Source organism: bacterium 336/3, assembly GCA_001281695.1.
Lineage (GTDB): Bacteria > Bacteroidota > Bacteroidia > Cytophagales > Thermonemataceae > Raineya.
The window spans coordinates 486,676-507,443 of sequence record LJIE01000001.1 but is presented as its reverse complement, the minus strand read 5'-3'; the positions used below and the strand labels follow the sequence as shown (position 1 = coordinate 507,443).

14 protein-coding genes and 2 pseudogenes are annotated in these 20,768 nt (G+C 33.4%); 7 read left to right on the top strand and 9 right to left on the bottom strand.

Annotation, left to right across the window (positions count from 1 at the left end):
• Positions 1-45: 45 nt before the first annotated feature.
• Together AD998_02410 and AD998_02405 are read right to left on the bottom strand one after the other, a co-directional pair.
• On the bottom strand, positions 46-1,236 hold the full coding sequence (locus AD998_02410) for a hypothetical protein (protein ID KOY85155.1): 1,191 nt from the start codon (positions 1,234-1,236) through the stop codon (positions 46-48).
• Positions 1,220-1,783 carry a hypothetical protein gene (locus AD998_02405; GenBank protein KOY85154.1) on the bottom strand — a complete coding sequence of 188 codons (564 nt, stop codon included), beginning with the start codon at positions 1,781-1,783 and terminating at the stop codon, positions 1,220-1,222. Before AD998_02405 ends, AD998_02410 begins: the two co-directional genes overlap by 17 nt.
• A 138-nt stretch (positions 1,784-1,921) precedes the next feature.
• On the opposite strand from AD998_02405, the gene AD998_02400 reads away from it, so the two are divergent.
• Both AD998_02400 and AD998_02395 read left to right on the top strand, forming a co-directional pair.
• Entirely contained in the window at positions 1,922-2,341 is a 420-nt protein-coding gene (locus AD998_02400) for a hypothetical protein (protein KOY85153.1), read from the top strand.
• A gap of 43 nt (positions 2,342-2,384) precedes the next feature.
• Positions 2,385-4,775 (top strand): DNA mismatch repair protein MutS, encoded by a 2,391-nt coding sequence (locus AD998_02395; protein ID KOY85152.1) that lies wholly within the window; start codon positions 2,385-2,387, stop codon positions 4,773-4,775.
• 28 nt (positions 4,776-4,803) lie between these two features.
• Here AD998_02395 and AD998_02390 read toward each other — a convergent pair whose 3' ends face one another.
• Positions 4,804-5,466, bottom strand: coding sequence for a hypothetical protein (locus AD998_02390; protein KOY85151.1), 663 nt, complete (start codon positions 5,464-5,466; stop codon positions 4,804-4,806).
• A 190-nt stretch (positions 5,467-5,656) separates the two neighbouring features.
• On the opposite strand from AD998_02390, the gene AD998_02385 reads away from it, so the two are divergent.
• Entirely contained in the window at positions 5,657-7,855 is a 2,199-nt protein-coding gene (locus AD998_02385; protein ID KOY85150.1) for a hypothetical protein, read from the top strand.
• A gap of 29 nt (positions 7,856-7,884) precedes the next feature.
• Here the strand turns inward: AD998_02385 and AD998_02380 are convergent, their stop codons facing one another.
• Positions 7,885-8,256, bottom strand: coding sequence for a reactive intermediate/imine deaminase (locus AD998_02380; GenBank protein ID KOY85149.1), 372 nt, complete (start codon positions 8,254-8,256; stop codon positions 7,885-7,887).
• Between the two features lie 89 nt (positions 8,257-8,345).
• On the opposite strand from AD998_02380, the gene AD998_02375 reads away from it, so the two are divergent.
• Positions 8,346-9,014 (top strand): phosphatidylserine decarboxylase, encoded by a 669-nt coding sequence (locus AD998_02375; protein KOY85148.1) that lies wholly within the window; start codon positions 8,346-8,348, stop codon positions 9,012-9,014.
• 66 nt (positions 9,015-9,080) lie between these two features.
• On the opposite strand, the gene AD998_02370 is transcribed toward AD998_02375, so the two are convergent.
• A complete protein-coding gene (locus AD998_02370; protein ID KOY85147.1) occupies positions 9,081-11,009 on the bottom strand; it encodes a recombinase RecQ in 1,929 nt (642 codons plus the stop codon).
• 163 nt (positions 11,010-11,172) lie between these two features.
• Between AD998_02370 and AD998_02365 the strand changes: the two genes are divergently transcribed.
• Positions 11,173-13,419, top strand: coding sequence for a transcription accessory protein (locus AD998_02365; GenBank protein KOY88018.1), 2,247 nt, complete (start codon positions 11,173-11,175; stop codon positions 13,417-13,419).
• Positions 13,420-13,473: 54 nt separating this feature from the next.
• Here the strand turns inward: AD998_02365 and AD998_02360 are convergent, their stop codons facing one another.
• Together AD998_02360 and AD998_02355 are read right to left on the bottom strand one after the other, a co-directional pair.
• Positions 13,474-14,325, bottom strand: a complete 852-nt coding sequence (locus tag AD998_02360) for a GntR family transcriptional regulator (protein KOY85146.1) — start codon at positions 14,323-14,325, stop codon at positions 13,474-13,476.
• A 113-nt stretch (positions 14,326-14,438) separates the two neighbouring features.
• A complete protein-coding gene (locus AD998_02355; protein KOY85145.1) occupies positions 14,439-15,959 on the bottom strand; it encodes a malate:quinone oxidoreductase in 1,521 nt (506 codons plus the stop codon).
• Between the two features lie 115 nt (positions 15,960-16,074).
• On the opposite strand from AD998_02355, the gene AD998_02350 reads away from it, so the two are divergent.
• Together AD998_02350 and AD998_02345 are read left to right on the top strand one after the other, a co-directional pair.
• Positions 16,075-16,923, top strand: coding sequence for a transketolase (locus AD998_02350; protein KOY88017.1), 849 nt, complete (start codon positions 16,075-16,077; stop codon positions 16,921-16,923).
• A 3-nt stretch (positions 16,924-16,926) separates the two neighbouring features.
• Positions 16,927-17,982: a dTDP-glucose 4,6-dehydratase gene (locus AD998_02345; GenBank protein KOY85144.1), complete on the top strand. Its 1,056-nt coding sequence runs from the start codon at positions 16,927-16,929 to the stop codon at positions 17,980-17,982.
• Between the two features lie 227 nt (positions 17,983-18,209).
• Here AD998_02345 and AD998_02340 read toward each other — a convergent pair.
• Both AD998_02340 and AD998_02335 read right to left on the bottom strand, forming a co-directional pair.
• A pseudogene (locus tag AD998_02340) lies at positions 18,210-19,631 on the bottom strand (hypothetical protein).
• A 118-nt stretch (positions 19,632-19,749) separates the two neighbouring features.
• Positions 19,750-20,700 (bottom strand): annotated as a pseudogene (locus tag AD998_02335) (gliding motility lipoprotein GldJ).
• Positions 20,701-20,768: the final 68 nt, after the last annotated feature.

The window sequence follows — 20,768 nt, the reverse complement described above, 5'->3', positions numbered from 1 at the left end:
AAATAAAAACTTTTGAAACAGTAAACAAGTTTATATGATTTCATTTTATAATTTCGCCTTCAATTCATTTAGATTAGGTAGGCTGTTGTAATGCCATTTTCCTTTTACTATTCCATCTTTCAATAACAATATTCCAGGGTTAGAACGAATCATGGCCTTTAGAATTTTAGCATCCATAGAGTGATGTTCCATAGGCAATTGATATTCGTGGCATATGATTTCTAAGTTTACCTTATCAGAGCTCAATCCAATTGGCTCAATTCCTGAATCTTTTAAAGATTTGAGTACAGGACTTAAATTTTTATATTTTTTAGGGTCAATTTTTTTAAGGTCAGAGAAAACAAGTATTAATTTATTTCCTTTAAACATTTGTTTAGTTGTTGTGGTATCACCATCTATCCAAACAAAATCAGCACCTATTTTAGATTGAGCCTCAGGGTTTAAAAGTTCCTGTTTAAAGTCTTTGTATTTATATTTTGTACTATCAGCTAATTTTTTGTCCCATTGGGCTGTAAATTCTTTTTCGGTATATTCTTCATCTTGTTTTGTTTGCAGATTAGAATAAATATACTTATTCTGATAACGTAGAGGCTCTTTGGGTTTCATAAGAGCTGGTATATTGTTACCTACTTTGTAGGGCATAAAATCTATAAATGGCAAATAATTTACTGCATAAATACCTGAACCAAAAGCTATTATAGAAACAAGTATGTTGCTTCCCCATGCCCATTTTTTATCATTAGGTGCAATATTTCTACTTTGCCATAGTAAAAAGCCTATTAAAGTTGTCAGAACTATATCTTTCATAAAAGACTGGAAAGGTTGAAGTTTGATAGCATCTCCAAAACATCCACAATCTGTTACTTTGTTATAGTACCAAGAATAAAATGTTAATCCTGTAAAGAATAAAATTAGTAAAAATAAAGACCAGAGTGTAAGTTTTGGTCTAAAACGAATCAGTAAACTAAAACCCCAAATGACCTCCAAGGCACTCATCAGAATTGCAAAACTAAGTGAATAAGGCTTTAATGCTTCAAAAAAGTCGCTCATAGAAGTATTCTCTGAGCCTTTCAATTGTCCATTCACCATGATTTTATCTCTAAAATCATCAGCAAAAACGTCAAAATATTCTTCTAATTTTATTTCTGTACCAACAGGGTCGTTGAGTTTGATAAGACCCGAAAAAATAAATAATCCACCTACTAACCAAATAATTATATTAGTTGCTATTTTCATTTTCTAAGAAGTTTAATTGTATCAAACAAAAAACTGAATAATTTAAAATATCTTGATAATTTGCATCTATACCTTCTGAAGCCACTGTAACGCCCTGATTGTCTTCTATTTGCTTAATTCTTTTGATTTTCATTAAAATTAAGTCTGTCATAGAGCTTACTCGCATTTGTCGCCATGCCTCGCCATAATCGTGGTTTTTCTTCATCAGTAAATCCAAAGTATTTTGAGCATGGAAGTTGTAACTTTGTGTAACTTCTTCAAGACTTAAATCCAAGTTATCGTTTTTATTTTCTTTCAGTTCAATTTGTATCAGGGCAATAATTGCATAATTTATCATAGCTACAAACTCCAAACGAACATCATCAGCAATTTGTTGTGTACCCGCCTCTTGAATAGATCGAATACGATTGGCTTTGATAAAAATTTGATCTGTAAGAGATGGCAAACGTAAAATTCGCCATGAAGAACCATAATCTTGATGTTTTTTGATAAAAAGATTTTTGCAATAGTTGATAATTGCTTGATATTGTTGTGCTGTTTGCGACATTCAGTAGATGTATTTTATCTTTTTTTGATTTTTTCTTTAAAGATTTCACAAAGATAGAGAGTTTTTAGAGAAAAAAATTTCAAGAAAACACTAATTTTGGAAAAATTTTTGCTCAATTCCCTTGAAAACTAAAAAATAATGAAAATGAGAGTATTGATAAGCTGTTTTTGCATGTTGCTTTTAGGAGCAATGGCATTTAAACCTGACCCAACAACAGAAAAACTGGTTAGGAAATGGGAACTTGTAGGCGTACAAACAGCCAACATGAAAATCTCTGAGGAAGAAATCAGGTCTAAAAATAGTAATATAATGATGGAATTTTTGGGTAATGGATATTGTATTATCAGACCCATAAAAGCTGAAGCTGCTATCAAAAAAAACAAATGGACACTGAAAAAGGAAGAAAAGGAAACCTACATTATTATGGAAGCTGACAATGGTTTTGGAGAACCCTTTAAACAAAATATGATTATAGAGGAGCTTTCAACAAAAAAGTTAGTATTAAGTGTAGGGAAAGATAAAGACAAAGAAATTTATACTTACAAAGCCCTTAAGTAAAAGAGTGTTTTCTTTTACTTAAAATTAAAGAAAACAAAGTTATATGTTATACCCTAAAAATATTGAACAAAAATTAGGTTTTGATAAAATACGTGTAATCTTAGAAGAGTTGTGTTTGAGCACTTTAGGAGAAAGCTATTTAGAAAAAATGCGTTTCTCTGATGACTATGAACTGATTGCTAAATTAGCCAAACAAACACAAGAATTTAAAAATATACTTGAATTTGATGAGCCCTTTCCAGCACAAGGTTTTGTAGATGCAAAGCCTTCTTTACAAAAAGCCTCCATTGAAGGTGCTTTTTTAAACGAAGAAGATTTTTTCGAATTAAAGCTTTCATTATCAGCTATTCAAGCTTGTTATTTGTATTTACATGGTCGTGTAGAGCGATACACAAGTTTAGCAGAATTGCTCCGTTTGGTTGAGTTGGATAAAAATGTATTCAAACGTTTAGACCAAACCATTGATGAACGTGGTAAAATCAGAGATACTGCCTCTACCGAGTTACAACGCATCAGAAAAGAGATTTTATCAGAGCAAAATAGTTTAAGAAAAACAACTGATAAAATTTTAAAGCAAGCCAAACAAGCTGGATGGTCGAATGAAGATGCAAGTTTGACAATTAGAGGTGGTAGATTGGTCATTCCAATTGCTGCTGAACACAAACGTAAACTCAAAGGTTTTGTCCATGATGAATCTTCTACAGGGCAAACTGTTTACCTTGAACCTGCTGAAATTCTTGATTTAAACAATCAGATTAAAGAATTAGAATCTCAAGAAAGGAGAGAAATTATTCGCATTCTAACTGAACTTACGAATTATTTACGTCCTTTTTTACCAAATTTACAAAAGGCATATCAGTTTTTAGGTTTGGTAGATTTCATTAGAGCAAAGGCTCTTTTTGCTATTAAATTAAATGCCATAGAGCCGATTTTTAATCAGAAAACGATTTTGCGTTGGCGAAAAGCTGTGCATCCTTTGTTATTTTTGGCTCACCAAGAGCAGGGTAAAAGCGTTGTACCTTTAAATATAGAAATTACTGAAAATCAACATATTTTAGTGGTTTCTGGACCCAACGCAGGTGGAAAATCTGTTTCTCTTAAAACAGTCGGTTTGCTTCAATATATGTGGCAATGTGGTTTGCTTGTACCTGTGGCTGAAGGTTCTGAAATTGGTGTTTTCAAAAATATTTTCATTGATATTGGAGATGAGCAAAGCATTGAAAATGACTTGAGTACGTATAGTTCACATTTAACTGCCATGCGTCAGTTTGTCAATTTTGCTGATAAAAATTCTTTGTTTCTGATTGATGAATTTGGGACAGGAACAGAGCCTCGTTTGGGTGGAGCAATTGCCGAAGCTATTTTAGAGGATTTGTATGAAAAGAAGGCTTTTGGTGTTGTCAATACACATTATGGTAATCTCAAAACTTTTGCCCAAAATAAAAGTGGTATCAGCAATGGAGCTATGCGTTTTGATACTGAAAATTTAGAGCCTTTGTATCAGCTTGAAATCGGACAAGCAGGAAGCTCTTTTGCTTTTGAAATTGCTAAAAAAATTGGTTTACCAAAGAAAGTTTTAGCTAAAGCCAAAGAAAAATTGAGTGATAAAGAAGTAAACTACGATAAATTGCTCAAAGAACTTGAACAAGAAAAAAAGCAATTCAACGAGAAAAATGCTACACTTTCCAAGCAAGAGAAAGAATACAAAGAACTGTTGAAAAAATATCAGGAACAAACTGATTATCTGGAGAATGAACGTAAAAAAATCTTGAATCAAGCAAAAACTGATGCAAAAAAACTACTGGCTGAAACCAATCAGAAAATAGAAAATACCATCAGACAAATTAAAGAGCAAAAAGCTGAAAAAGAGACAACTAAAAAACTCAGATATGATTTAGAGAAACTCAACGATGATTTGATTATCGAAAGTGTACGTTCAGAGGATAATGAAGAAATAGAAGTTTTGAGTGGTGAAATTTTAGTAGGTGATTGGGTTCGTATTAAGGGGCAAACTGCTATGGGTGAAGTAGTCAATATCAAGGGAAAAGATGTGGATATTATTATCGGAGAACTCAGTTCCAATGTTAAACTCAACCGTTTGGAGAAAATCAGTCGAAAAGTAGTTAAAAATGCTCAAAAAGAATATTCTAAAAAGAGTATTGGCATTAATCTAACTGAAAAAATGGCTAATTTTAGCTACCAAGTGGATTTACGTGGAAAAAGTGCAGAAATGGCTCTTACTGAAGTTGATAAACTCATTGATGATGCTTTACTGGCTGGTTATCCAGAAGTACGTATTTTACATGGGAAAGGTGATGGTATTCTCCGTAAACTCATCAGAGAACATTTGAGGGCTTATCCACAAATAGCCTCTTTTGAAAGTGAACATGCCGATAGAGGTGGTGATGGAATTACCATTGTAAAAATGAAATAAAACAAAAGGCTGTGTAAAACACAGCCTTTTATCTTGATACCACTTGCTCCGAAAGCTTTTGTTTAGAAATCTGATATAGATTTTTAACCTTTTCAGATGGATAGAAATAGTATGCTTTATTACTCAATGAAAGACTTTCTAAATATTTTTGGTCTTGAAATGCCAAAACAGCCTCGTTATAAAATTGCATTCCTGCCAAATTCATCAGGCTTGCCGTTCCTGTAGGGCGTAATTTTGAGAGCTCTTCATCTATTTTCTTTTCATCATCTATCATCCCCTCTCCAAAAAATGCCGTTGATTCTACTAAGATTCTGTCTTTTTCAGAAAGAGATACAATCATAAAAACATGGTTATCAGACTCATAAATTTGATATTGATAACCTATTTTTTCTAAAAAATAAGCAAATAGAATATTTCCTGAGACACAATTATAATACCCTTTGGAAACTATATCATAGAAATTTGCTTCTTTTTGGTAAGTTTTAAGATAATGAGTATGTATGTAATTGAACGTATGTTGTAAAAATTGCTTTTCATTATGAATTCTTACTTTCTTGTTCTGCAATTTTTCAAGACTTCTAACAATTTTATCTTCAAATAGTTTCTTCTTATGAGCAGATACATCAGATTGTACAGCCCAAAAATAAGGCATCATATCTTGTCCAAAAGCCCAAGAAATGTGAAATAACAAAATAAATATGTAGATTACTTTTTTCAATGTTAAATTTATGTTAATTTTTATTAACATAAATTTAACATTAAATTTATAATTAAACAAATCTTTATTGCTGTTTTTATTACATCTCCAAATATTTCGTGATATAAAGTATAATTTTGTGTAGAGAAATTCGTTTTGTCTTTTTGTTAAAAAAATTGATTCTGTGAGGACATTTTGTATCTTTTTATTTTTCTTTTCATTTATTGAAATTTTCGCTCAAAAAAATATTTATCATTTACGGGCAAAAAAAGTGACTTCTAAAATTGTGTTAGATGGCTCTTTAAATGATTCTATTTGGAGCGAAGCAATGATTGCCAAAAATTTCTACTTGAATTTCCCCTACGATTCATCTTTTGCTAAGTATCAAACAGAAGTAAAAATCACCTTTGATAAGGATTTCGTTTATATAGGGGCAACTTGCTATCAACCTCAGTCCAGTTATGTTGTTACATCTCTCCGCCGAGATTTTGGCTCAGACGATAATGATTTTTTTGGAGTATATTTTGACACATTTCAAGATAAAACCAATGGTTTTGCATTTGCTGTAAACCCTTTGGGTATTCAGCAAGAAGGTTTACTCTCTGATGGAGGAAATGGAGGTTCTCAAACGGACTGGGATAATAAATGGTATTCTTCTGTTAGTCAATCGGCTGAGTTTTGGGTAGTAGAAATGGCTATCCCCTTAAAAACGCTTCGTTATAAAAGTAGTGCTACCGAATGGTCTATCAATTTTGGTCGTGCTAATCGAAAAGCCAATGAAGTTTCATCATGGGTGCCTGTTACCCGAAATTTTCGAGTTTGGAACTTAGGTTTTACAGGAAAAGTAGTTTTTGAAGAACCTCTTCCTAAACCAGGTGCAAATATTTCTTTAATTCCATATATTACAGCCAGCCATAGCGAAAACTATATTCGGAATGAAAATAAAACATCTGGTAATTTTGGAGGCGATGCAAAAATTGCTGTAACACCCTCTCTCAATCTCGATTTAACATTCAATCCCGACTTCTCACAGGTAGAAGTAGATAGGCAAGTTACCAATCTTGACCGTTTTGAAATTTTCTTCCCAGAAAGAAGGCAGTTTTTTCTTGAAAATGCTGACTTATTTGCTCGGTTTGGTTTTAGCAGAATCCGTCCTTTCTTTTCTCGCCGTATTGGAATAGGTTTTGACACCATTACCAAAACCATTGTTCAAAATCCGATTCTTTATGGTGCAAGACTGAGTGGCAAAGTGAATAAAGATTGGCGAGTGGGTTTACTCAATATTCAAACAGGTTCACAACGTGAAAAAGGAATTTTAGGAGATAATTATACTGTTGCAACTTTTCAAAGAACTGTTTTTAAGCGTTCTAATATTGGTGGTATTTTTGTGAATAGGCAAAAAACGGCTGATTCTTTACGAGATTTTACATTCAACACCAATGATTTCAATCGTTTGGTAGGTTTGGATTACAACTTATTTTCACAGGATAATAAATGGAATGGTAAAATTTTCTATCACCAACAAATTAGCCCTGACCCTAAAATAGACCAATTTGCTCATGCTGCTTATATTGGTTACAATACTCCTGAATGGAATATAGCTTGGAATCATGAATACATTGGTAAAAATTACCGTGTCAATGATATTGGTTTTGTACAACGAAATGGTTTATATCGCTTTGAACCTTTAGCTTTTAGAAATTTCTTCCCAAAAGGTGCTGCCAGCAAAAAAGTTGTTCGTTTTCAAGTTGGACAATACAATAATTTTTATTGGGACACTAACTTTAACTTAAATGACAGAAATACATCTCTAACATTTAATGTTGTTTTCCAAAATACTTCTTATTTTGAAGTTTTAGTAAGAAATACTTACACTCGTCTATTTTTTGATTTTGACCCAAGTGGCACAAATGGGCAAAAATTGCTTTCTGGTACAGATTACACTAATAGTTGGGCAGAAATGTTTTACCGTTCTGACCGTAGAAAATTATTTTCTTATGGAGGATTTTTAGGTTATGGTCAGTATTTTAATGGAAAACAGTTCAATCCTTATATGTTCCTTAATTACAGATTTCAGCCGTATGGCTCAGTAGGTGTAGAAGCAGATTATTATAGAATCAGACTTCCAGAAGGATTTAACAATTCTGATTTGTTACTTTTAAATACAAGATTAGATATTTCTTTTACAAAGAATTTATTTTTAACTACTTTCTTACAATATAACAACCAAACACAAAATGTAAACCTAAATGCTCGTATGCAATGGCGTTTCAGACCTGTTTCAGATGTGTTTTTGGTTTATACAGATAATTATACTTCTCAAGATTTTTCTGTAAAAAGCAGATTCATTGTACTCAAAGCCACTTACTGGCTTAATTTATAAAAGTAAAAGCCCTCTGATGAGGGCTTTTTTTATTTAAACGCAATACACGAAATCTCTACATTGGCATCTTTGGGCAAACGACTTACTTCTACTGTTTCTCTTGCTGGAGGGTTTGCTTCAAAATATGTTCCATATACTTCATTGATAGCCTGAAAGTTATTCAAATCCTTTACAAAAATGGTACATTTCACAATATTGTCAAATGTCATTTCAGCAGCTTCTAAAATAGCTTGAAGGTTTTTCATCACTTGGTGAGTCTCATTCTGGATGTTATCCTGAATCATTACCCCATTTTTAAGAGCTATTTGCCCTGATACAAATAATTCATTTCCGAATTGTATAGCTTGGCTATAAGGTCCAATAGGAGTTGGTGCTTTTTCCGAAAAAATAACTTTTTTCATTTATTTAAAATTTTGCTTTGAATGCCTGCAATATACCAATAAATTTATTTTATTTGCAATTGTTTTAGTTTACATCTAATCTCTATTATATGTCTATTCATAAAGAAGGCTTTAAAACTATTTTCTTGGTTTTGATAGTATTTACAGCCCTATATTTAGGTGTTTCTTGGTTATTAACTGACAATCCAGACGTTGCTAAAATTGTATCAAACATTATTTTAGCTATTGGTTTAGTTATCTTTGTGATTGTTTTGCAGTTTTTCCGTAATCCAACACGCAAAACTCCCAAAAATGTTAATCACATTATAGCTCCTGCTGATGGTAAAGTAGTTGTGATTGAAGAGGTTGATGAACCTGAATTTTTAAAAACGAGATGTAAACAAATTTCTATTTTTATGTCGCCTTTCAATGTACATGTCAATAGAAATCCTGTTTCTGGAGTAGTAGAATTTTGCAAATACCACGCTGGAAAATATTTGGTTGCTTGGCATCCAAAATCTAGCACTGAAAATGAAAGAACAAGCATTGCTATCAAAACTTCGGATGGAAAAAGAGTTTTATTCAGACAAATAGCTGGTGCATTGGCTCGTAGAATTGTTTGGTATGTAAAAGAAGGCACACCTGTAGAACAAGGTGAAGAATTTGGCTTTATAAAATTTGGTTCGAGAGTAGATATTTTTATACCTTTAGAGGCAAAAGTGTTAGTAAAAATAGGTGATAAGCCTGTAGGTGGTGAAACTGTTATTGCTGAATGGTAACAGCTTAAGTGAAGCTTTATTAAATCAACTTAATTATAATTGTATCTGTAAAAAAGGTTTGAGTTCTCAAACCTTTTTTAATTTATTCTCTTCTGTATATTCTAATTCTCCTACTTCTATAATTTTTTGCAAAGCTTCTATTAAAGCTTCTCTTGTTTTTGGATTAATTACATTTAATAATTCTTCAATTGTTAAAGATCTGAACTCTAAAGCGTTCAAGATTCTTTCTCTGTACAATTCATAGTAATTTTCACTGAGTCTATGTTCTTTCTTTTTTTGCAAACAGACATCACAAACCCCACAAGGTTCGTAACTAATTTCTCCAAAATATTCTAAAAGTAACTGCGTTCTACAACGATTCTGATGCTGTACATAATGCCCAACAGATTTTGCTTTTCTTAAATCTCTTTCTTTTCTACCCTTTATTTTTTCTAAATCTAATGGTAAATTATCTGCATGCTGACGAGGCATAATAAACGTAAGTTGTGGCTTATTTTTTTGTTTTTCATAAATCAGAACTCTTAGTTTCTCCAAGTGTTCTAAGGCTTTTACGATATTTTCTACACTTGTTTGAGCATTTTGGGCAATTGCATGCTCAGAAATTTTAGAAAAATTTGTGAGTGTTTCACCACCATACATTCGTAATATCAGTTGAATAACAGATTCTAAGTTCTGATTAGCTAGCTGGAAAGCATATAAATCGTTCTTATTCAACACAAATAAAATTTTAGATGGGCTAAAATAAGCTTCACTTAATTGTATCATCCCCTCATCACAAAGAATTTTTAACGAAAAATGTGTTTCTGTTGCATCTAAATTGAACGTCTTTACAAAATCATTGAAGTCAAAATCAAAACTAGCCATAAATCCACTCCCTACAGCCAATTGATAGTTATTAGCAAGCATCTGATATACATTCTTGATAACCCCAATATTAGGGTATGCTTTTAAGACATTGATTTGTAATTGTTCAATATCATTTTTATCATACATAGCCACAGCATAAGCTTTTTTTTCATCTCTGCCTGCTCTACCTGCCTCTTGATAATATGCTTCTAAAGAAGAGGGCAAATCCCAGTGAATAACAACCCTTACATCTGGCTTATCGATACCCATTCCAAAGGCATTTGTTGAGACAATGACCCTAGTGTTGTTTCTAATCCATGCATCTTGTTTTTTATCTCTTTGTTCATTGGTAAGTCCAGCATGATAAAAATCTACACTTATTTTATTTTGAGCCAATAGTTGTGCTATTTCTTGCACTTTTTTACGAGTATTGGCATAAATTACTGCCGAACCTTGTACATTTTTAAGTATTTGAAGCAATTTTTGACTTTTGTTTTCTTCATAAAAACAAGAATAAGAAAGGTTTGCCCTTGAAAAGCTTTTTTGAAATACTTTTCTATCTACTTTAAATAATAACCTGTCTTGTATATCTCCTTTTACTACTTCAGTAGCTGTTGCTGTAAGAGCCATACAAGGTACATTAGGGATTAATTTCCGAATTTCAGCAATTTGCAAATAAGCTGGTCTAAAATCATAACCCCATTGCGATATACAATGAGCTTCATCTATTACAAGCATACTCACTTTCATTTTCTTAATTCGTTCCTGAAAAATATCTGTTTGGACACGCTCAGGTGAAACATACAAGAACTTTACCTTGCCATATACACAATGATCTAACGTAATATCTATTTCTCTTCTACTCATACCTGAAAAAATGGCATAAGCACTAATATTTCGTTTCTTTAGATTTTCCACTTGGTCTTTCATAAGAGCAATCAGAGGCGAAATAACCACACATACTCCTTCTAAATATATGGCAGGTACTTGAAAGCAGATAGATTTTCCACCACCTGTAGGCAATAGTGCTAATGTATCATGTCCTTCTAAAATAGAAATCACTATATCTTCTTGCAATGGTCTAAATTGCCGATAACCCCAATATTTACTTAGTATTTCGTGTACCTTCTGCGAAAGTTCGGAATTCATAAAATTTATGATATTTAGACAAGAAAGTAAAGCCTTACAAACAACTCATTCGTTTTTAGCTTATTCTACAAAAATACGATTTTTTATAGATAAAAAATCAAAAATAAAGGCTCTTGAGATAGATTTTTTTGCTATTTTTGTCTCCCTAAAAATTTCATATACAATGTCAGAACGTTATTTCATAAAAATTGCTGCCGAACTTTCCATTGGCATCAAACAGGTAGAAGCAACATCTCAATTATTAAAAGAAGGAGGAACTGTTCCCTTTATTTCTCGTTATCGTAAAGAATTAACTGGCAGTTTAGATGAAGTACAAGTAGCAGCTGTTCGTGATAGATTAGAACAATTGGAAGAATTAGACAAACGCAGAGATAGTATTTTAAAATCCATCAAAGAACAAGGTAAACTTACTGATGAATTGGAGCAGAAAATTCTGAATGCTGAGACTATGAGTGTTTTGGAAGATATTTATCTGCCTTACAAACCTAAAAAACGTACAAAAGCAACTATTGCTAAAGAAAAAGGCTTAGAACCCTTAGCAATACTTATTTTAGAACAAAATGATATAAATTTAGAAGCAGAAGCTCAAAATTTTGTAGATGCGGAAAAACAAGTAAATAGTGTAGCTGAGGCCTTAGAAGGAGCAAGACATATCATTGCTGAATACATAAATGAAAATCAAGAGGCAAGAGCTAAAATGAGAGATTTATTCTTGAAAAAAGCTCTCATTGTTTCAAAGGTTATTCCTGACAAGGAGAAAACAGAAGAAGCTCAAAAGTTCAAAGATTATTTTGAATGGTCTGAATCTATTGCAACTGTTCCTTCCCACAGATTGCTTGCTATGCGTAGAGGTGAAAAAGAATTGTTTTTAACTTTAGACATTGCTCCTGAAGAACAAGATGCCATTGATATACTTGAAAATGAATTTATAAAAAGCCGTAATGAATGTGGTCAGCAGATTAAACTTTCCATTGCAGATTGCTACAAACGCCTTTTGAGACCTTCTATGGAGACAGAAATTCGTTTACTTTCTAAGAAAAAAGCTGATGAAGAAGCTATCAATGTGTTTGCAAGTAACATCAGAGAGTTGTTAATGTCTTCTCCATTAGGTGAAAAAACTATTTTGGCTCTTGACCCTGGTTTTAGAACAGGTTGTAAATTAGTTGTTTTAGATAAAAATGGTAAACTTTTACATAATGAAGCCATTTATCCAAATGAACCCCAAAGAGAATTTGCCAAATCCGCTTCTGTTGTCAAAAAGCTTTGTGCTGAATATCAGGTAGAAGCCATTGCAATTGGAAATGGAACTGCAAGTCGTGAAACTGAAGCATTTGCAAGAAGTTTAGAAATCCCAGATACTCATATTATTGTAGTCAATGAAAGTGGAGCATCTATCTACTCTGCTTCAGATGTAGCAAGAGAAGAGTTTCCAGATAAAGATATAACTGTTCGTGGAGCTGTTTCTATTGGTAGAAGGTTACAAGATCCTCTTGCCGAATTAGTAAAAATAGACCCAAAATCTATTGGTGTTGGGCAGTACCAACATGATGTAGATCAAAACGCTCTCAAAAAGAGTTTGGATGATGTGGTGGTTAGCTCTGTAAACCGAGTAGGTGTAGAATTGAATACAGCCAGTAAACAACTCCTTACATATGTTTCAGGTTTAGGCGAAAGTTTAGCTCAAAATATCATCAATTATAGAAATGAGAAAGGTGCTTTCAAAACAAGAGATGAACTCAAAAAAGTACCTCGTTTGGGAGATAAAGCATTTGAGCAGTGTGCTGGTTTCTTGAGAATTAGAGAAGCTCAAAATCCTTTGGATAGTAGTGCAGTTCACCCTGAAGCCTATGCTATTGTGGAACAAATGGCTAAAGATTTGAACTGTACAGTAAAAGATTTAATGCAAAAAGATGATTTGCGTAAACAAATAGATCCTAAGAAATATGTAACTGATAAATTTGGTTTGCCAACATTACAAGATATTATCCAAGAATTGGCAAAACCTGGTAGAGATCCAAGAGCTCAATTTGAAATTTTTGAATTTGCAGAAGGCGTCCACGAAATTTCAGATTTACGAACAGGCATGAAACTCCCTGGCATTATTACTAATGTTACAAAATTTGGAGCTTTTGTGGATATTGGTGTTCACCAAGATGGCTTGGTACATATCAGTGAAGTTGCAGATAAATATGTTTCTGACCCTTCGGAAGTAGTAAAAGTAGGGCAAAAAGTACAAGTAACAGTATTAGAAATAGATACTGATAGAAGGCGTATCGCTCTTTCTTTGCGTGGAGAAGCGAAACCAGAAATGAAAAAATCTGAGAAAAAAGACCTCAAAGACCGTAAAAGTCAAGGAAAAGAAGAAAGTTATGAAGATAAATTAGCAGCTCTGAAAGCTAAATTTGGATAATAAAAAAGCCCTAGAAATAGGGCTTTTTATTTTATAATTGTATTTGTTACTGTTTTACTCTTTAACCAAGTAAATCCCATCTTCTTTTATTTCGATAAGTTTTTGTTTGTAAAGCGTCCCAATTGCTTTTTTGAATGTCTTTTTACTCATTTTGAGTATTGTTTTGATGTCTTCGGGATCTGAATCATCGTTCAGTTTTAAAAATCCACGACTAGCTTTTAGTTTGTCTAAAATAGCTTGACCTGAAATATCCACACGTTCCATTCCAAAAGGCTGGTGAGAAACATCTATTTTACCATCAGGTCGTATATTTTTAATATATCCAACAATTTTATCACCAGTACGCAGGTCTTCAAATACTTCATTTTTATACAAAAGTCCTTGATGCTTTTCATTGATGATAACATTAATCCCCAATTCGGTAATATGAGAAACTATCAAATCGACTTTTTCTCCGTTTTCAACCGTAATATTTTCGTTATCTAAAAACTGATTGATTTTACTAGAACCTACTAAACGATCCGTCATTTCATCCATATACATATAGATTAAATAAAGATGTCCTTGTTCCATGGGACGGGCTTGCTCTTTGAAAGGAACAAACAAATCTTTTTCCATACCCCAATCCATAAAAGCTCCAAATTTATTAATGTAATTTACTCTAAGTAAAGCAAATTCATTCAATAGAATGTAAGGTTTTAAAGTAGTTGCCACTGGTCTTTCTTCATGATCAAGATATACAAAAACAGTAATATCATTACCAATTACAAAATGCTCTGGAACATATTTATTGGGTAGTAATATATCTTCACTGGGGTCTGTATTTTCATCAGGTAAACCTAAATATAAACCCACTTTGGTTTCACGTAGTATAGTAAGTGTGTTGTATTTTCCTATTTCAATCATTTGGAGTATAATAGTTCAAAGCAGTAAAGATACAAAGATAAAAGGCAATTAAAAAACTTCGCTGGTACAAGCTACAACTCGCACCAGCAGAAAGTCTTAACAGTTTGTAATATCTATTGACTACTTATCTCTAGCCATTTATGGTTATCTTCTCTTATTTTTTTACATAGTTCTCCATTTTCTATCAATGATTCTTTGTAACTCGGTATCATCTCTTTTAATTTGGTTTGCCACTCATGACTTTGTATTTTTGTTGGGAAGCATTTTTCTAATAATTCTAACATAATAGAAACACAAGTAGAAGCCCCTGGCGAAGCTCCAAGCAATGCAGCTACCGTTCCATCTTTAGAGTGAACTACCTCCGTTCCAAACTCTAAAACGCCTATTTCTTCCTTATCTCTCTTAATAACTTGAACTCTTTGTCCTGCTTCTCTAAGTTCCCAATCTTCAATATTTGCTTCAGGCATAAATTTTTTCAAAGAAACTAATCTTTCCTCAGGACTTTGGGTAACTTGTCCAATCAGATATTTTGTAAGGGGGATATTTTGTATGCCTGCTGCTATCATAGGAATAAGATTATCAAACTCCAGAGAGCCTACTAAATCCATATAAGAACCTTTTTTCAAGAATTTAGTAGAAAATCCAGCATAAGGACCAAAAAGAAGAGCTTTTTCTCCATTAATCATTCGAGTATCTAAGTGAGGCACAGACATTGGTGGAGCTCCTATTTCTGCTTTTCCATAAACTTTGGCATGGTGGCGTTCTATAATTTCTTTCTTTTTACAAACTAACCATTGCCCGCTTACAGGGAAACCTCCAAAACCTTCTGCTTCATCAATATCTGTTTTTTGTAAAAGTGGTAAAGCTCCTCCTCCTGCACCAATAAACACAAATTTTGTGTCAATATATCTTTTTTCTCCTGTTGTTAAATTTTTGATTTTCATTTGCCAAATTCCTTCCTCCTCTTCTACTTTATCAATATCTTTTACATCATGATTCAAAAACAATGTAACTCCCTCTTGTTCACATAGATATTTCATAATAGCTCTTGTCAATGCTCCAAAATCTACATCTACACCTATATCAATTTTCGTAGCAGCTATCAAATCTTCTTCTTTTCTACCCTCAAACATCAAAGGCATCCATTTTTTTAGTTCTTCTTTGTTTTCCGAATAAATCATTCCTTCAAACAAAGAGCTGTTTTTTAGAAGTTCATAGCGTTTTTTTAGAAAATCAATATCTTTTTCTCCAAATACAGCACTGATATGTGGTATTTGATTCATAAAGCTTTTAGGATTAGAAATATATTGCTTTTTGAGCATATAAGCCCAAAGTTGCTTCGATATTTCAAATTGTTCAGCAATTTTAAATGCTTTTTTGACATTTACAGAACCGTCCTCATTTTGAGGTGTATAGTTTAATTCACAAAAGCCTGCATGTCCTGTTCCTGCATTGTTCCATGCATCAGAACTTTCTCCTGCCACCACATCCAATCTTTCATAAATTTCTATGGTTAAAGATGGATCTAATTCTTTCAAGAGAATTCCAAGAGTAGCACTCATAATACCAGCCCCCACCAAAACTACATCTGGACGGGCTGTGGTGTGATAACGTGGGTCAAAAATATTGGACATAATGAAGTTGTTTGAGATAAATGTAATTATTCTTTTTGTTTCAATAAATCATAGCCAAGATTATTTTTTTATGGATATAATTAATATTTTTGCACGAAAAAAAAAATCATTTCCAATGAAACATTCAGTAGAAGAGCTCAAAAAAATAGCTTCTCAGGTACGTAGAGATATTGTTCGTATGGTTCATGCCTGCCAATCAGGACACCCTGGTGGCTCTTTGGGCTGTGCCGATTTGCTTGTAGCATTGTATTTTGAAGAAATGGAGCATAATCCCAAACCTTTTGATATGAAAGGTGATAACCAAGATATGTTTTTTCTTTCAAACGGGCATATTTCACCTGTATTTTATAGTGTTTTGGCTCGTAGTGGCTATTTTGAAGTTTCCGAACTGAGTACATTCCGTAGAATTAATTCTCGTTTACAAGGACACCCAACCACTCACGAAGGTTTAGAGGGAGTTCGTATTGCATCTGGCTCTTTAGGTCAAGGGCTTTCAGTGGCTATTGGTGTCGCTCAAGGTAAAAAACTAAAGAAAGATGATAAGTTGGTTTATGTATTGATGGGAGATGGAGAACAACAAGAAGGTCAGATTTGGGAAGCAGCCATGTATGCAGCTCATCATCAGGTAGATAATCTTATTGCAGTGATAGATTACAACGGTCAGCAGATAGATGGTCCTGTGGATGCTGTCATGTCTTTAAAGAACTTAAAAGCAAAATGGGAAGCTTTTGGATGGCAAACATTAGAAATGGATGGCAACAATATGGAAGATGTTTTGAAAACATTGGATGAAGCCAAAAAATTAACTAAACAAGGTAAACCAACGCTTATTTTGATGAAATCTGAAATGGGATTTGGTGTAGATTACATGATGCACTCTCATAAATGGCATGGTGTAGCTCCCAATGATGCAGAATTGGAAAAAGCATTGGCTCAATTAGAAGAAACTTTAGGAGATTATTAATTTATGGAGAAAATATTGATTACTGGTGGTGCAGGCTTTATAGGCTCTCATGTTATTCGTTTATTTGTGAATAAATATCCTAATTATCAAATTTTTAATTTGGATAATCTTACCTATGCTGGCAACCTTGCAAACCTAACAGACATAGAAAAAGCTCCTAATTACGTTTTTGTAAAAGGCGATATTACAGATGCAAATTTCTTAAATCAGCTTTTTGCTGAACATGATTTTAAAGGAGTTATCCATTTAGCTGCTGAATCTCATGTAGATAGGTCTATTTTAAACCCTTTGGAGTTTGTAATGACCAATGTCATTGGAACCGTTAATTTACTTAACTCTGCTAAAAATGCGTGGAAGAATGATTTAGAAAATCATTTATTTTATCATGTTTCTACAGATGAAGTATATGGCTCTCTACACAACCCTGAAGAGTTTTTCTTAGAAAGTACACCTTATGACCCTCAGTCGCCTTACTCAGCCTCCAAAGCAAGCTCAGATCATTTTGTAAGAGCATATTACAATACCTACAAATTACGTGTAGTGGTTTCCAATTGTTCTAATAATTATGGACCCAATCAATTTCCCGAAAAATTGATTCCTTTGTTTATCCATAACATTCAAAAAAATAAGCCTTTACCTGTTTATGGGAAAGGAGAAAATGTAAGAGATTGGTTGTATGTAATAGACCATGCCAGAGCTATTGATATGGTTTTTCATGGGGGGAGAAATGGAGAAACTTACAACATTGGAGGTTTTAATGAGTGGAAAAATTTGGATTTAGTATTATTGTTATGCAAAATTATGGATAAGAAATTAGGCAGAGCTGAAGGAGAATCTGCAAAATTAATTACTTATGTAACAGATAGAGCAGGACACGACTTACGTTATGCTATTGATGCCTCTAAAATTATGAATGAATTAGGTTGGAAACCAAGTTTGCAATTTGAGGAAGGTTTAGAAAAAACAATTGATTGGTATTTGGCAAATACAGCTTGGCTCGATAATGTCACTTCTGGTGATTACCAGAAATATTATGATACTCAGTATGCTCAAAGATAAACGAAAAAGCCACTTTATAAGTGGCTTTTTTATTCTTCAGTATTTTCTTCCTCTTCTTCGTTCTTTTTCTTTTTTGCTTTTACTTTTTTCTGAGATTTATTCTTTGCTTTTTGAGCTTTCTTGGCTTTTGCCTCAGCTTTCGCTTTCGCTTTCTTTTGAGCATCAGTCAAATCAGAATCACTCGTAACAGTCTTATCTTTAGGCAACTCTCTTTTAGGTGCATAACTCATAGCACACCTAAAGCCTACTGTTGGAAGGCTCTTATCCATTTCTAAAAATCTTCTTGTACCAGGAGCAAGCCAGTAGGCTACATCTTTCCAAGAACCTCCTTTATATACTTTGAAGTTTTGCATTTTCTCTTTTGGAAGAGGTGTAGCTGGTAGTCCCAATAAGTTTTTACCTAAAGCACTCGGAAAGTTCATCAGATTCTCTTTGGCTATATCAATGGTATCTTTGTACTGTCTTTCTAAATTTTGTTTTTTACTCTTCATGGTTGTATCAGACCTTCCATAAAGAAGTATATCCATTGTCATTTTAGTTTGATAGGTAGAATCTGTATAAGTGATAGCCCTTTTGGCTTGTCTCAAATCACCATAATCTTCCCAACCATCAATCACATAAGTATCTTCAACCCATTCATTTACATTACCTGCCATATTATATAAACCAAAATCATTAGGAGGATAAGCATATATATGAGCTGTAACCATTGATCCATCATTTTGTCTTCCTGCAATGCCTGCATAATCTCCTCTACCACGCTTAAAGTTTGCCATAAACAAACCCGTATTGGGTTTATATGGATTTCTTACATAGCGTCCATCCCAAGGATACAATCTTTGCTTGGAGTTTCGTATATCGTCATACTGTGTGGAGAACATTGCTTTGGCTGCATACTCCCATTCTGCTTCTGTGGGAAGGCGATAATCAGGATATTGAATAAGATTGGATGTATCTGTTTTTATTCCCCCTTTTTGAAATTGTCCAACTGTTAATTTCCCATCTCTTTTGACACCTGTATAATACTGGCTTTCTTGTACATATTGGTTAACCATTTTAGTTCTCCATTTACAAAATTCTTGAGCTTGAATCCAAGAAATACCTACTACAGGATATAATCTAAAACCAGGATGTCTTAAATAATTAGAAACATAGGCATCATTAGCAGAAGCTTCTGAGGCCCAAACAGTTGTATCAGGTAAAAGTATTTCTTCACTAAATTCTTCAAAGGTAAGACCCGCAGGAATGGAATCTCTATTTCTATAAAAGAAATTCATGAACTCAATCCAATGAATATTGGCAATTTCAGTTCTATCCATATAAAATGATGGAATAGTAACCTTAGTAACTCTATTTCTAGAGAGATTAATCACGTCTTCTTCCGTAATACCCATTACAAATGTGCCTCCTTCAATAAACACCATGTTAGGGGCATTGGGCATCTCTATATATTTTGCCACTGACATACTATTGTCAATAGTAGAATCGCTATAGGGAATACCTGTAACTTGGCTTACTTGTCCATTCAAATCTGTTTCTTCAAATGATTGTTTATCACTTTTATCCTTCTTTTTGAATAGAGAACAAGCTGAAAACGTAATTACTAAGACGCTCAACACCAATCCAAGACGCTTAGAAATCTTTTTCATAAGGTAAATTTTTGAGTATTAGCTCAAAATACAAGTTTATAATTGAGAAATTTAAGCTACAAATACAAAAAGGCTTTGAGCATCAAAGCCTTTTTGAAAAAGATTGCAAATGCCTTTATTATCTATATTGATTACCTACTTTCTTATTTTTACGACGACTCTCTCCTTGCATTTCACCAGCCATAATCATCGCACAACGGAAACCGATATAATCAGTAGATTTATTTTTATCTAAATATCTTCTCGTACCTGGAGATAAGAAGTAAGCAACATCTCTCCAAGAACCTCCTTTATATACACGAGCATTATCTGTTACTAATGAGAATGGGCTACCTGCACCTGCAGTATTAGGTTTTCCTTTGATAGTGATTACATACAAACCGGCAGAATCTCCAAACACAGATTTTCTAGGATCAGCTTTTAATTTTGTAGAATCTAACTGAATACGTCTTACAGGGTTTAAATCAGACACATCTTCATAAGATAATGGACGATATACATCTTCAACCCATTCTGCTACATTACCACCCATGTTATACAATCCAAAGTCATTAGGAGGATATTGATAAATCCATTCTGTAATTAAAGCTGCATCATTTTGTTTTCCAGCAATACCAGCGTAGTCACCTCTACCTCTCTTAAAGTTCGCTAGGAAGAAACCCATTTGTTTTCCATAAGGGTTACGAGTAGCATGACCATCCCAAGGATAGATACGACCATTAGACTGGTTTTCATCTTCATATTGAGTACCTATCATGCCTTTGGCTGCATATTCCCATTCAGCCTCAGTAGGAAGACGATAGTCAGGGAATTTCAAACCACTTTCTAAAGGTATATTTTTTACATCCTTACCTTTGTATTCGGCAAGTTTGCCATCTTTATCTTTTAATACTTGCTTCGCTAAGAAATATTCATTGGCTGATCTTGTACGCCATTTACAGAACTCTTGTGCTTGCACCCAAGAAATACCTACCACAGGGAAGAATCTAAAACCAGGGTAACGTAAGTAGTTTTGTACATAAGAATCATTAAATGCTGTTTCTCTTGCCCAAACGGTTGTATCAGGCAATAAAATTTTTCTTCTGAAACTTTCAAGTAAGGGAGCTGCAATCTTGTCCTTAGGGTCAGCTATCATCG

What these genes read in the sequence shown, in the direction of transcription:
- AD998_02410 (KOY85155.1), bottom strand. Translation starts at nt 1,236, where the DNA reads ATGAAAATAGCAACTAATATAATTATTTGGTTAGTAGGTGGATTATTT.
- AD998_02405 (KOY85154.1), bottom strand. Translation starts at nt 1,783, where the DNA reads ATGTCGCAAACAGCACAACAATATCAAGCAATTATCAACTATTGCAAA.
- AD998_02400 (KOY85153.1), top strand. Translation starts at nt 1,922, where the DNA reads ATGAAAATGAGAGTATTGATAAGCTGTTTTTGCATGTTGCTTTTAGGA.
- AD998_02395 (KOY85152.1), top strand. Translation starts at nt 2,385, where the DNA reads ATGTTATACCCTAAAAATATTGAACAAAAATTAGGTTTTGATAAAATA.
- AD998_02380 (KOY85149.1), bottom strand. Translation starts at nt 8,256, where the DNA reads ATGAAAAAAGTTATTTTTTCGGAAAAAGCACCAACTCCTATTGGACCT.
- AD998_02375 (KOY85148.1), top strand. Translation starts at nt 8,346, where the DNA reads ATGTCTATTCATAAAGAAGGCTTTAAAACTATTTTCTTGGTTTTGATA.
- AD998_02370 (KOY85147.1), bottom strand. Translation starts at nt 11,009, where the DNA reads ATGAATTCCGAACTTTCGCAGAAGGTACACGAAATACTAAGTAAATAT.
- AD998_02365 (KOY88018.1), top strand. Translation starts at nt 11,173, where the DNA reads ATGTCAGAACGTTATTTCATAAAAATTGCTGCCGAACTTTCCATTGGC.
- AD998_02360 (KOY85146.1), bottom strand. Translation starts at nt 14,325, where the DNA reads ATGATTGAAATAGGAAAATACAACACACTTACTATACTACGTGAAACC.
- AD998_02355 (KOY85145.1), bottom strand. Translation starts at nt 15,959, where the DNA reads ATGTCCAATATTTTTGACCCACGTTATCACACCACAGCCCGTCCAGAT.
- AD998_02350 (KOY88017.1), top strand. Translation starts at nt 16,075, where the DNA reads ATGAAACATTCAGTAGAAGAGCTCAAAAAAATAGCTTCTCAGGTACGT.
- AD998_02345 (KOY85144.1), top strand. Translation starts at nt 16,927, where the DNA reads ATGGAGAAAATATTGATTACTGGTGGTGCAGGCTTTATAGGCTCTCAT.